This window comes from Stenotrophomonas chelatiphaga (assembly GCF_001431535.1).
In the GTDB taxonomy this organism is placed as follows: domain Bacteria; phylum Pseudomonadota; class Gammaproteobacteria; order Xanthomonadales; family Xanthomonadaceae; genus Stenotrophomonas; species Stenotrophomonas chelatiphaga.
Window position 1 is genome coordinate 1 of sequence record NZ_LDJK01000073.1, and the last position, 12,384, is coordinate 12,384.

Annotated in this window: 10 protein-coding genes; 9 read left to right on the forward strand and 1 reads right to left on the reverse strand. The window is 68.3% G+C overall.

The window, feature by feature from the left end; genetic code table 11:
- Positions 1–169: 169 nt before the first annotated feature.
- Positions 170–1,879: a gamma-glutamyltransferase gene (gene ggt, locus ABB28_RS14465; RefSeq protein ID WP_152983486.1), complete on the reverse strand. Its 1,710-nt coding sequence runs from the start codon at positions 1,877–1,879 to the stop codon at positions 170–172.
- Positions 1,880–2,402: 523 nt separating this feature from the next.
- Here ggt and ilvC point away from each other — a divergent pair.
- From ilvC to leuB, 9 genes are all read left to right on the forward strand, one after another.
- Positions 2,403–3,377, forward strand: coding sequence for a ketol-acid reductoisomerase (gene ilvC / locus ABB28_RS14470; RefSeq protein ID WP_057509297.1), 975 nt, complete (start codon positions 2,403–2,405; stop codon positions 3,375–3,377).
- A gap of 39 nt (positions 3,378–3,416) precedes the next feature.
- Entirely contained in the window at positions 3,417–5,153 is a 1,737-nt protein-coding gene (gene ilvG, locus ABB28_RS14475; RefSeq protein ID WP_057509298.1) for an acetolactate synthase 2 catalytic subunit, read from the forward strand.
- A complete protein-coding gene (locus ABB28_RS14480) occupies positions 5,137–5,388 on the forward strand; it encodes an ACT domain-containing protein (protein WP_057509299.1) in 252 nt (83 codons plus the stop codon). Before ilvG ends, ABB28_RS14480 begins: the two co-directional genes overlap by 17 nt.
- An 87-nt stretch (positions 5,389–5,475) precedes the next feature.
- Positions 5,476–6,576 (forward strand): threonine dehydratase, encoded by a 1,101-nt coding sequence (locus ABB28_RS14485; protein WP_057509300.1) that lies wholly within the window; start codon positions 5,476–5,478, stop codon positions 6,574–6,576.
- Positions 6,573–8,156, forward strand: coding sequence for a 2-isopropylmalate synthase (locus ABB28_RS14490; protein ID WP_057509301.1), 1,584 nt, complete (start codon positions 6,573–6,575; stop codon positions 8,154–8,156). Before ABB28_RS14485 ends, ABB28_RS14490 begins: the two co-directional genes overlap by 4 nt.
- A gap of 10 nt (positions 8,157–8,166) precedes the next feature.
- On the forward strand, positions 8,167–8,940 hold the full coding sequence (locus ABB28_RS14495; RefSeq protein ID WP_057509302.1) for a class I SAM-dependent methyltransferase: 774 nt from the start codon (positions 8,167–8,169) through the stop codon (positions 8,938–8,940).
- A gap of 62 nt (positions 8,941–9,002) precedes the next feature.
- Positions 9,003–10,421, forward strand: a complete 1,419-nt coding sequence (leuC, locus tag ABB28_RS14500; protein WP_057509303.1) for a 3-isopropylmalate dehydratase large subunit — start codon at positions 9,003–9,005, stop codon at positions 10,419–10,421.
- Positions 10,421–10,999, forward strand: coding sequence for a 3-isopropylmalate dehydratase small subunit (gene leuD / locus ABB28_RS14505; protein WP_057509304.1), 579 nt, complete (start codon positions 10,421–10,423; stop codon positions 10,997–10,999). The genes leuC and leuD overlap by 1 nt, the downstream gene beginning before the upstream one ends.
- Positions 10,989–12,053: a 3-isopropylmalate dehydrogenase gene (gene leuB, locus ABB28_RS14510; protein ID WP_057509305.1), complete on the forward strand. Its 1,065-nt coding sequence runs from the start codon at positions 10,989–10,991 to the stop codon at positions 12,051–12,053. Before leuD ends, leuB begins: the two co-directional genes overlap by 11 nt.
- Positions 12,054–12,384: the final 331 nt, after the last annotated feature.

Genomic DNA, 12,384 nt, shown 5'->3' on the forward strand with positions numbered 1-12,384 from the left:
GGGGCCGGGCGGTGGGGCTGGGCGGGGGCGTTTCGCGCCATGGATGGCGCGAAACGAGGCCCGCATGGATGCAGTTTTTGCCGTCCCCCGACCAGCCCCACCGCCCGGCCCAGACCCAGCAACGGCTTTCAGCCACCCGCGAGGGGGTCTCACCCGTTCGACCTACCCCTCAATACCCCGCCGCCTGCCCATCCTTGCGGCTCTCGGATGCGCCGTAGTACACGCCCGTCTCCGGATCGCGCAGGATCGCCTGGTAGCCGCCATACGGACCGTCGGCGAACACCACGCGGTGGCCCTTGCGCATCAGCGCGCGGATCGTGTCATAGGCAAACCCGGTCTCCAGGTTGACCTCGCCGCCATCGCTCATTGCCGTGGCCTGGCCGGTGGGCTCGGTGGACCCTTCGTGCTGGATGCGCGGCGCGTCGCCGGCCTCCTGCAGGTTCATGCCGAAGTCCACCAGGTTCATCACGATCTGCGCATGGCCCTGCGGCTGCATCGCCCCGCCCATCACGCCGAAGCTCGCGTAGGGCTTGCCATCCTTGGTGATGAAGCCGGGAATGATGGTCTGGAACGGGCGCTTGCCCGGCGCATAGCCATTCGGGTGGTCCTTCTGCAGCACGAACATCTCGCCGCGATCCTGCAGGATGAAGCCCAGCCCCGGCGGGGCCATGCCGCTGCCCATGCCACGGTAATTGGACTGGATCAGCGACACCATCATGCCGTCGGCATCGGCGACGGTCATGTAGATCGTGTCGCCCTCTTCCAGCTGTTTCGGCGTGCCCGGCTGCACTTCCTTCAAGGCCTTGTCCATCGAAATCAGCGCGCGACGCTCGGCTGCGTACTCCTTCGAGATCAGCTTGGCCACCGGAGCGGCCGGCTGGAAGGCCATGTCCGCGTAGAAGCGCGCGCGGTCGGCGAAGGCCAGCTTCTTGGCTTCCACGAACAAATGCACGTGCTCGGGCGAGCCGAACGGGATCTTCGAGAAATCGTAGCCTTCCAGCACGTTGAGGATCTGCAGCGCGGCAATGCCCTGGCTGTTGGGTGGCAGCTCCCACACATCGTAACCGCGGTAGTTGCTGCTCACCGGGTCAACCCATTCGCCATGGTGGGCAGCCATGTCATCGAAGCTCAGGTAGCCGCCATTGGCCTTGAAATAGCTCCCGATGGTGCGCGCGATGTCGCCCTTGTAGAACGCATCGCGACCGCCATCGGCGATCTGCTGCAGCGTGTTGGCCAGGTTCGGGTTCTTCCACAGCTCGCCCTTGCGCGGGGCATGGCCGTTGATCGTGAACTGTTCCTTGAAACCGGGGTACTGCGACAGGCGCGGGACCGATCGATCCCAGTAGTACGCGATGACCTCGGCCACCGGATGGCCTTCGCGCGCGTAACGGATGGCGGGCGCCAGGTTGTCGGCCATCGGCTTGCGGCCGAAGCGCTCGTGCAGCGCGAACCAGCCATCGACGGCGCCGGGCACCGACACCGGCAGCGGGCCGGTAGCCGGGATTTCCTTCAGCCCACGACGCTGGAACTCGGCCAGGGTGAGCGATCGCGGCGAACGGCCGGAGCCGTTGTAACCATGCAGTTGCTGGGTCTTCGGATCCCAGACGATGGCGAACAGGTCGCCGCCGATGCCGTTGCCGGTGGGTTCCATCAGGCCCAGTGCCGCGTTGGCGGCGATGGCGGCATCGACCGCGCTGCCGCCGCCTTTCATCACCTCCAGCGCGATCTGGGTGGCCAGCGGCTGCGACGTGGCCGCCATCGCATGCGGCGCGATCACTTCCGAACGGGTGGCGAAGCCGTGGCCGGTCACGCGATCAGCGGCGAGGGCAAGCGCGGGCAACGAAGCCAGCAGGGCAGCGGCCAGCAGGCAGCGGGTCAGTCGTCGGGTCACGTCGGGGAGTTCCTGGAAAGGGATGCCGTGATAGTCGCCTGTCTGCGTCTTGCCGGGTATCCGGCATAGGTCATGGACGTGTGGCGCGGGCAGCCCGACGACTGCGCGAATGGCGTGAACGGCTCGCTCCGCCCTGCGGCACGACGCTGGTTTCATGCGCAACAATGCAGGTGGCACAAGGCTTTCGCGTGGATTCAGCGGCAACCAATCTGCATGCGTCGACAAGGGTTGACACACCTTGGCGCGCATGTTTTCCTCGGACCCATGTTGCAGCGCCACACGCCACCGCCGACGAACTTCGAGCCCGCCGCCACCGGCGCCGCCTCGCTGCGTTCGCTCCTCGTACTCGTACTTATTAGCCAGCCCACCGGAGCGGGACGAGCCAGCGTGTAAGCAACAGACACACAGGTACTCGATCAGAACCCGCACCGGTCCCGGCGCGGGTTTTTTCGTTTCAGAACAGGGCAACACCCTCCCTCCTCACCCAATACCTCTGCAAGGAACCACCACGATGAGCACCAACGACCTGCCCCAGACCAAGATCGCTGTCGTCGGCTACGGCAGCCAGGGCCGCGCGCACGCACTGAACCTGCGTGAATCCGGCTTCGACGTGGTGGTGGGCCTGCGGCCCGGCGGCCCGACCGAAGTAAAGGCCCAGGCCGACGGCTTCACCGTCAAGGCCCCGGCCGAGGCGGTCAAGGATGCCGACCTGGTCGCCGTGCTGACCCCGGACATGGTGCAGAAGAAGCTGTATGACGAGGTGCTGGCGCCGAACATGAAACAGGGCGCGGTGCTGCTGTTCGCGCATGGCCTGAACGTGCACTTCGACATGATCACCCCGCGCGAAGACCTGGACGTGGTGTTGGTAGCGCCCAAGGGCCCCGGCGCGCTGGTCCGCCGCGAGTACGAGATCGGCCGTGGCGTGCCGTGCATCTGGGCCGTGCACCAGGACAAGAGCGGCAATGCCGCCAAGCACGCGCTGGCCTATGCCACCGGCCTGGGCGGTGCGCGCGCCAACCTGATCCAGACCACCTTCAAGGAAGAGACCGAGACCGATCTGTTCGGCGAGCAGGCAGTGCTGTGCGGCGGCGCCTCGGCGCTGGTGCAGGCCGGCTTCGAAACGCTGGTGGAAGCGGGTTACCAGCCGGAAATCGCGTACTACGAAGTGCTGCACGAACTGAAGCTGATCGTCGACCTGTTCTACGAAGGCGGCATCTCGCGGATGCTGGAGTTCATCTCCGAAACCGCCCAGTACGGCGACTACGTCAGCGGCCCGCGGGTGATCGATGCCGGCACCAAGGAGCGCATGAAGGAGGTCCTGAAGGATATCCAGGACGGCACCTTCACCAAGAACTGGGTTGCCGAATACGAAGCGGGGCTGCCGAACTACAACAAGTTCAAGCAGGCCGACCTGGACCACCCGATCGAGAAGGTAGGCAAGGAACTGCGCGCCAAGATGGTCTGGCTGCAAGGCCAGGCCGCGTAACCCACGCGGCCCTCCCCCACCCGCTCTGCAAGGTTTCCCATGAACATCCCCGCACAACGCAGCGCGCCGCCCAACGGCGCGCGCTGGCTGACCCAGGCGCTGGAGGCCGAAGGCGTGCAGACGCTGTTCGGCTACCCCGGCGGCACCATCATGCCGTTCTACGATGCCCTGGTGGATTCGCGGCTGAAGCACGTGCTGGTGCGCCACGAGCAGGGCGCCGCACTGGCCGCCAACGGCTTCGCGCGTGCCAGTGGCCGGGTCGGCGTGTGCATCGCCACTTCCGGTCCGGGCGCTTCCAACCTGGTCACCGGCATCGCCGATGCGATGCTGGATTCGGTGCCGATGGTGTGCATCACCGGCCAGGTCGCCACGCCGCTGCTGGGCACCGACGCGTTCCAGGAACTGGACGTGTTCGGGCTGACCCTGCCGATCGTCAAGCACAGCTGGCTGGTGCGCAGCGTCGATGACCTGCCACGCGTGGTCGCCGAGGCGTTCCGCATCGCACGCGAAGGCCGTCCCGGCCCGGTGCTGATCGATCTGCCCAAGGATGTCCAGGTAGCCGATGCAAGCCATCTGCCGGCGCATGTGCCGGCCACCGTGGAAGCACCGCCCGCGCCGGCCGAGCAGGCCATCGCCGATGCCATCGCCGCCATTGCAGGCGCGGAAAAGCCGGTGATCTACGCCGGCGGTGGCATCGCGCTGGGTGACGCCGTCGATGCGCTGCGCGACTTCGCTGCGGCCAGTGGGATTCCAGCCGTGCTGACCCTGCGCGGCCTGGGCGCGCTGCCCGCCGGCCACCCGCAGTCGCTGGGCATGCTGGGCATGCATGGCACCCGCGCAGCCAACATGGCCGTGCAGGAGGCCGACCTGCTGCTGGTGCTGGGCGCGCGCTTCGATGACCGTGCCACCGGCAAGCTGACCGAGTTCGCGCCCTTCGCGCGCGTGGTCCACATCGATGCCGATGCGTATGAAATTTCCAAGCTGCGCACCGCCGATGTCGCCGTCCCCGGCAATGTCGCCCAGGCCATCCGCGCCCTGCATGCCGCTTTCCCGGCACCGCCGGCCACGCAGGCGGCCTGGCGCAACCGCTGCGCGCAGCACCGCGAGAAGTTCATCGCCCGCTACGACGCACCGGGCAAGCACATCTACGCCCCGGCCCTGCTGAAGCGCCTGAGCGAACTGGCGCCGGCCGATGCAGTGATCGCCTGTGATGTCGGCCAGCACCAGATGTGGGTGGCCCAGCACTGCCGTTTCAATCATCCGCGCAACCACCTGACCAGCGGCGCGCTGGGCACGATGGGCTTCGGCCTGCCGGCCGCCATGGGCGCCCAGTTCGCCTGCCCGGACCGCACCGTGGTGCTGGTGTCCGGCGATGGCAGCTTCATGATGAACGTACAGGAGCTGACCACCATCGCGCGCTGCCGCCTGCCGGTGAAGATCGTGCTGCTGGACAACAGTTCGCTGGGCATGGTCCGGCAGTGGCAGGAACTGTTCTTCGCCGAGCGCTACAGCGAGATCGACCTGTCCGACAACCCGGACTTCGTCGCCCTGGCCAAGGTGTTCGGCATCGCCGCGACCCGCATCGATGCACGCGATGACGTCGAAGGTGGGCTGGCCGCACTGCTGGCCGAACCCGGTCCGGCGCTGCTGCACGTGGCCATCGATGCGCGTGCCAACGTCTGGCCGCTGGTTCCGCCCAACACCGCCAACAGCACCATGCTGGAATCCAATCCCGCCCATGTCAGCCAGGAGACTCCCAATGCAATACCGGCTTGACCTGGTGCTGCACCCCGCCGAAGGCGCGCTGCTACGCGTGATCGGCATGGCCGAACGGCGCGGCTTCGCACCGCGCGCGATCAACGGTGCCCCCGATGCCGACGACCACGGCCGCTGGCACCTGCAGCTGGTGGTGGACGGTAGCCGTCCGCCGGAAACCCTGTGCCGCCAGATCGAAAAAATCTACGACTGCGTATCGGTCCAGGTGACCGAACTGCAGGGAGTCGCCGCATGAGCGCCCGTACCGTGCAAGCGGTGCCGGCACGGAGGCGTCTTCTTCGCCGCCCGTCGTCGTCGCCGTGCGCACCACGCGTGGTCCCCCATGCCTGCCGCTGACCGCGCCGGCACCGAACCCGACGTAGGCGATGTAACCGTCGCCGACGTGCTGGCCGCGCAGGCCCGCCTGCGCCGCTTCCTGCCGCCCACGCCGCTGCACCACGCCGAACGCTTCGGCACCTGGCTGAAGCTGGAAAACCTGCAGCGCACCGGCTCCTACAAGGTGCGCGGCGCGCTGAACGCGCTGCTGGCCGGCCGCGAGCGCGGCGACCTGCGCCCGATCATCTGCGCCTCTGCCGGCAACCACGCCCAGGGCGTAGCGTGGGCCGCGCATCGGCTGGGCGTGCAGGCAATCACGGTGATGCCGCACGGCGCACCGGCCAACAAGATCGCCGGCGTCGCCCACTGGGGCGCCACCGTCCGCCAGCATGGCGAAAGCTACGACGATGCCTGGGCCTTCGCGGTGGAGCTGGCCCAGCGCCATGACTACCGCTTCCTGTCCGCCTTCGATGATGCCGATGTCATCGCCGGCCAGGGCACGGTCGGCATCGAGCTGGCGCCGCATTCGCCGGACGTGGTGATCGTGCCCATCGGTGGCGGCGGGCTGGCATCGGGTGTGGCCCTGGCGCTGAAATCGCAGGGCGTGCGGATCGTCGGCGCGCAGGTCGAGGGCGTGGATTCGATGGCCCGCGCGATCAGCGGCGACATCCGTCCGATTGCCCCGGTGCCCTCGCTGGCCGACGGCGTGCGGGTCAAGATCCCCGGTTTCCTGACCCGCCGCCTGTGCGCCTCGCTGCTGGATGACGTGGTGATCGTTCGCGAAGCCGAGCTGCGCGAGACGCTGGTCCGGCTGGCGCTGGAAGAGAACCTGATCGCCGAAGGCGCCGGCGCACTGGCACTGGCCGCCGGTCGCCGGGTTGCCGGCCGCCGCAAGTTCGCGGTCGTCTCCGGCGGCAACATCGACGCCTCGGTACTGGCCGGGCTGCTCACCGACGTCCGCCCGCGCGCGCCGCGCAAGCCGCGCCGACGCCGCCCCGAAACCCTGCGAACGCCCGCCGTGGCGGTCGCACTCCCTGCCTTGAAACCTGCTTCTTCCCCTTCCCACCTGCACGCCGCACTGCCCGCTGTCGAGGAGACTTCCCCATGACCACGCCGACCATCGAACGAATTACCCCGCCGCGCATCCGCATCTTCGACACCACCCTGCGCGATGGCGAACAGTCGCCCGGCTGCAGCATGAGCCCGCAGCAGAAGCTGGTCATGGCGCGTGCGCTGGACGAGCTGGGCGTGGACGTGATCGAAACCGGATTCCCGGCCAGCTCCCAATCCGACCGCGAAGCGATGACGATGATCGGCCGCGAGGTGCAGCGCCCGGTGCTGGCGGTGCTGTCGCGCTGCCTGGCCGCCGACATCGAAACCTCGGTGCGCTCGCTGGACTCGGCCGCACACCCGCGCCTGCACGTGTTCCTGTCCACCAGCCCGCTGCACCGCGAGCACAAGCTGCGGATGACCCGCGAACAGGTGCTGGAATCGGTGCGCAAGCATGTCGCGCTGGCGCGTTCTTACATCGATGACGTCGAGTTCTCCGCCGAGGATGCCACCCGCACCGAACTGGACTACCTGATCGAAGTGTCGCGCGTGGCGATCGCGGCCGGCGCCACCACCATCAACCTGCCGGACACGGTCGGCTTCACCACGCCGGAGGAAATCCGCGCGATGTTCCAGCAGGTGATCGCCGGCGTGGCCGACGTCAGCGGCGCCGAGCGGGTGATCTTCAGCGCGCACTGCCACAACGACCTGGGCCTGGCGGTGGCCAACTCGCTGGCCGCCATCGAAGGCGGTGCCCGCCAGGTGGAGTGCACGGTCAATGGCATCGGCGAGCGCGCCGGCAACTGCGCGGTGGAAGAAATCGCGATGGCACTGAAGGTGCGCCAGGCCTTCTACGACCAGGACACCGCGATCAACACCCAGCGCATCGTCTCCACTTCGCAGCTGCTGCAGCGCCTGGTCGGCATGCCGGTCCAGCGCAACAAGGCGATCGTCGGCGCGAACGCGTTCGCCCACGAATCCGGCATCCACCAGCACGGCATGCTGCGCCACCGCGGCACCTACGAAATCATGCGTCCGGAGGACGTGGGCTGGGAAGATTCGCAGATGGTGCTGGGCCGCCACAGTGGCCGCGCCGCGGTCGAAGCGCGCCTGCGCGCACTGGGCTTCTGGCTGGAAGAAGAAGAACTGAAGCTGGTATTCGAGCAGTTCAAGTCGCTGTGCGAACAGCAGCGCGTGGTCACCGATTCGGACCTGCAGACCCTGATGCAGGGCGGTGCCAGCACCCAGGGCTACCGCCTGGCCTCGATGACCATCAGCGATGTCGGCAGCCGTGCCAATGCGCTGGTCGAATTGTCCGATCCGGATGGCAACCGGGTGGCCGAAACCGCACAGGGCGATGGCCCGGTGGATGCGCTGTTCGGGGCACTCTCTTCGGCCACCGGGGTCAGCCTGCAGCTGGACAGCTACCAGGTGCACAGCGTGGGCATCGGCGCCGACGCACGCGGCGAAGCCAACCTGAGCGTCCGCAGTGGCGATGAGGTGTTCGAAGGCACCGGCACCAGCCGCGACATCATCGAAGCCTCGGCACTGGCCTGGCTGGACGTCGCCAACCGCCTGCTGCGCCAGCGCGAAGCCACGGCCGCCCCTGACACCGCCGCCGCCGCGGCCCACGCCTGAGGAGTCCAGCATGAGCGCCTTCACCTCCGCGACCGTTGATGCCGGCCAGACCTGGGACGCCCAGGATTACGCCATCGACGCCGGCTTCGTGCCGGTGCTGGGCAGCGCGATCGCGCGCCTGCTCGATGCACGACCGGGTGAACGGATCCTCGACCTGGGCTGTGGTGACGGCGTGCTCAGCACCGAACTGGCACTGACCGGTGCCCAGGTGATCGGCGTCGACGCCTCGCCCGAACTGGTGATCGCCGCACGCGCACGCGGGGTCGATGCGCAGGTCATGGATGGCCATGCACTGGCCTTCGATGGCGGATTCGATGCGGTGTTCAGCAACGCCGCGCTGCACTGGATGCGCGAGCCGGACCGCGTGCTGGCCGGCGTGCGGCGTGCCTTGAAACCCGGCGGACGCCTGGTCGCCGAGTTCGGCGGTGATGGCAACATCGCCGCCATCGTCGGCGCCGTGCAGGCCGCCCGCGTGGCGCACGGCCACGGCGAAAGTCCGTTCAGCTGGTACTTCCCCAGCGTGGAGGCGTACAGCGACCGCCTGCGCCAGCATGGCTTCCACGTACAGTTCGCCGAACGCGTGGAGCGCCCCACCCCACTGCCTACCGGTATCGCCGGCTGGCTGCGGGTGTTCGCCGCACCGTTGCTGGCCGACCTGGACAGCACCGCTGCCAGCCGCGTGCGCGTGGCCAGCGAGACCCTGCTGGCCGAGCTGCCGCGTGATGCGTCTGGCCTGCCACTCGCCGACTATGTGCGGCTGCGTGTGCTTGCACGTCGCCGCTGAGTGTTGACCTCCTCCTGATTACACCCGATGTTCTTCATCGCACCTTCCTGCCAGGCCATCGCATGACCCCCGCACCCAGCACCCTGTACGACAAACTGTGGGACGCCCACGTGGTCGTCCCCGAATCCGACAGCGCGCCCGCCGTGCTGTACATCGACCTGCACCTGATCCACGAAGTGACTTCGCCACAGGCGTTCACCGAGCTGCGCGAACGCGGCCTGTCGCCGCGCCGGCCGGACCGCACCAAGGGCACCATGGACCACTCCACGCCGACGCTGCCCGCGCGCGCCGATGGTTCCCTGCCCTACGCCAGCGCCGCCTCCGAAGCCCAGGTCGCGATGCTGGCCAGCAACTGCGCCGAGTACGGCGTGGAACTGTTCGACATGGCCTCGGCCGACCGCGGCATCGTGCATGTCATCGCACCGGAACAGGGCTTCACCCTGCCCGGCATGACCATCGTCTGCGGCGACAGCCACACCTCCACCCACGGTGCATTCGGTTCGCTGGCCTTCGGCATCGGCACCAGCGAGGTCGGCCACGTGCTGGCCACGCAGTGCCTGCTGCAGCGCAAGGCGAAGACCATGGCGATCACCGTGGACGGCGTCCTGCCGGCCGGCGTCGGCGCCAAGGACGTGGTGCTGCACATCATCGGCGTGATCGGGGTCAACGGCGGCACCGGCCACGTGCTGGAGTTCCGTGGCAGCACCATCGCGGCAATGGACATGGAACAGCGCATGACCCTGTGCAACATGTCCATCGAAGCGGGCGCACGCGCGGGCATGGTGGCCCCGGACCAGGTCACCTTCGACTGGGTGGCCGCCACCCCGCGCGGCCCGAAGGGGGCCGACTTCGACGCCGCCGTCGGACGCTGGACGCAGTTGCGCAGCGACGACGGCGCGCGCTTCGATGCGGAGGTTACGATCGACGCGGCCGACATCCGTCCGACGCTGACCTGGGGCACCCATCCGGGTACCGCGATCGCCGTCGACGCGCCGATCCCCGCCGCCAACGATGCCGCTGCACAGAAGGGCCTGGACTACATGCAGCTGCATGCCGGCGACACCCTGCAGGGAACGCCGGTAGACGTGGTGTTCGTGGGGTCGTGCACCAACGGGCGGCTGAGCGACATGCGGGAAGTCGCCCAGGTGCTGCACGGCCGGCAGGTGGCTGATCGCGTGCGCATGCTGGTGGTCCCCGGCTCGGAAATCGTCAAGCGCCAGGCCGAGGCCGAAGGCATCGATGCCATCGTGCGCGCTGCCGGTGCCGAGTGGCGCGAGCCGGGCTGCTCGATGTGCATTGCCATGAACGGCGACCTGGTGGCTCCGGGCCAGCTGGCGGTGAGCACCAGCAACCGCAACTTCGAAGGCCGCCAGGGCCCCGGCTCCCGCACCCTGCTGGCCTCACCGATGACTGCCGCGTGGGCCGCCGTCAACGGCCGCGTTTCCGACACCCGCGACCTGTTCAACCAGGAGGTGGCCTGATGAGCGGCTTCCGTACCCTGGCGTCGGCCAGCGTGGTGCTGCGCCAGACCAACATCGACACCGACCAGATCATCCCGGCGCGCTTCCTGTCCACCACCGAACGTGCCGGACTGGGCCGCAACGCGTTCAACGACTGGCGCTGGACCAGCGATGGCACGCCCAACGCCGATTTCGCCTTCAACCAGCCGCAGAACGCCGGCCGCAGCATCCTGCTGGCGGGGCGCAATTTCGGCTGCGGTTCCTCGCGCGAACATGCACCGTGGGCGCTGACCGACCTGGGCCTGCGCGCGATCGTCAGCAGCGAGATCGCCGACATCTTCCGTGGCAATTCGCTGAAGAACGGACTGCTGCCGGTGGTGCTGGACGAAGCCGACGTGCAGGCGCTGATGCAGCGCCCGGACGACGTGCTGACCATCGACATCGCCGCGCGCGAACTGCGCACCCCCGATGGCCGCGTCTACACTTTCCCGCTGGACGGCTTCTCGCAGACCTGCCTGCTGGAAGGTGTCGACCAGCTGGGCTACCTGCTGGGCCGCGTCCCCGACATTGAACGTTACGAGACTGAACATGCACGCTGAGATCGTCGTACTGCCCGGTGATGGCATCGGCCCGGAAGTGGCCGCCGCCGCCGTGGCCGTACTGGAAGCCGTCGCCACCCGCTTCAACCACACCTTCAACTTCAACGAACACGACATCGGCGGCATTGCCATCGACCGCCATGGCGAGCCGCTGCCCGCGAGCACGCTGGACGCCTGCCGTGCAGCGGACGCGATCCTGCTGGGCGCGGTGGGCGGCCCGAAGTGGTCCGATCCGAATGCGAAGGTGCGCCCGGAGCAGGGCCTGCTGGCGATCCGCCGTGCGCTCGGCCTGTATGCCAACCTGCGCCCGGTACGCACGCATGAAGCGGCGCTGGGTGCTTCGCCGATCAAGGCCGAACTGCTGCGCGGCGTCGACTTCGTGGTGGTACGTGAACTGACCGGTGGCATCTACTTCGGTGAGAAGACCCGCACGGCGGACGCCGCCAGCGATCTGTGCAGCTACAGCGTGGAGGAGATCGAGCGGGTACTGCGCAGCGCCTTCGAGCTGGCCCGCCAACGCCGTGGCAAGGTCACCTCGGTGGACAAGGCCAACGTGCTGGAAACCTCGCGGCTGTGGCGCGACGTCGCCACCCGGCTGGGCCGGGACGTGTTCCCCGACGTGGCGCTGGAACACCAGCTGGTGGACTCGATGGCCATGCACCTGCTGGCCAAGCCGCGCGAGTACGACGTGATCGTGACCGAGAACATGTTCGGCGACATCCTGACCGACGAGGCGTCGATGCTGGCTGGGTCGCTGGGCCTGCTGCCGTCGGCATCGCTGGGACAACCCGGTGCGGTCGGCATCTACGAGCCGATCCACGGTTCGGCGCCGGACATCGCCGGCAAGGGCATCGCCAACCCCTACGCGACGATCTTCAGCGCGGCGATGCTGCTGCGCCATTCGCTGGGCCTGGAAGCGGAGGCGGCGGCGGTGGAAGCCGCCGTACACGCGGCGCTGGATGCCGGGGTGTTTACTGCCGACCTCGCTGCTGCGGGTGCTGCGGTGTCTACCGCGGAGGCCACCGCAGCCGTTCTCGAACGACTGCAGGGCTGAGGCAACGTCAACGTCAACGTCAGAAGCTGCAGGGCTGTGCGGTTGGCGGGACGGGGCAGGTTCGACAGGTCCATGGCGGCCATGGGACACACGAATTGGTAGCGCCGACCCATGGTCGGCGGAATGTTCCCGCCAACGGCCCGCTGCGCTCGCCGACCATGGGTCGGCGCTACCGCTTTTCTTCTTTTTTTTACGCGGCTGGCAGTCACGGAACCCGTCGGGGCGTCGGGCGGTGGGGCTGGGCGGGGGCGTTGAGCGCCATGGATGGCGCGAAACGAGGCCCGCAGGAGCGGCTCTTGCCGTCCCCCGACCCGCCCAGCCGCGCGGCCCC

Excerpts from the sequence above, each read along its gene's own strand:
- ilvC (WP_057509297.1), top strand. The coding sequence starts at position 2,403 with ATGAGCACCAACGACCTGCCCCAGACCAAGATCGCTGTCGTCGGCTAC.
- ilvG (WP_057509298.1), top strand. The coding sequence starts at position 3,417 with ATGAACATCCCCGCACAACGCAGCGCGCCGCCCAACGGCGCGCGCTGG.
- ABB28_RS14480 (WP_057509299.1), top strand. The coding sequence starts at position 5,137 with ATGCAATACCGGCTTGACCTGGTGCTGCACCCCGCCGAAGGCGCGCTG.
- ABB28_RS14485 (WP_057509300.1), top strand. The coding sequence starts at position 5,476 with ATGCCTGCCGCTGACCGCGCCGGCACCGAACCCGACGTAGGCGATGTA.
- ABB28_RS14490 (WP_057509301.1), top strand. The coding sequence starts at position 6,573 with ATGACCACGCCGACCATCGAACGAATTACCCCGCCGCGCATCCGCATC.
- ABB28_RS14495 (WP_057509302.1), top strand. The coding sequence starts at position 8,167 with ATGAGCGCCTTCACCTCCGCGACCGTTGATGCCGGCCAGACCTGGGAC.
- leuC (WP_057509303.1), top strand. The coding sequence starts at position 9,003 with ATGACCCCCGCACCCAGCACCCTGTACGACAAACTGTGGGACGCCCAC.
- leuD (WP_057509304.1), top strand. The coding sequence starts at position 10,421 with ATGAGCGGCTTCCGTACCCTGGCGTCGGCCAGCGTGGTGCTGCGCCAG.
- leuB (WP_057509305.1), top strand. The coding sequence starts at position 10,989 with ATGCACGCTGAGATCGTCGTACTGCCCGGTGATGGCATCGGCCCGGAA.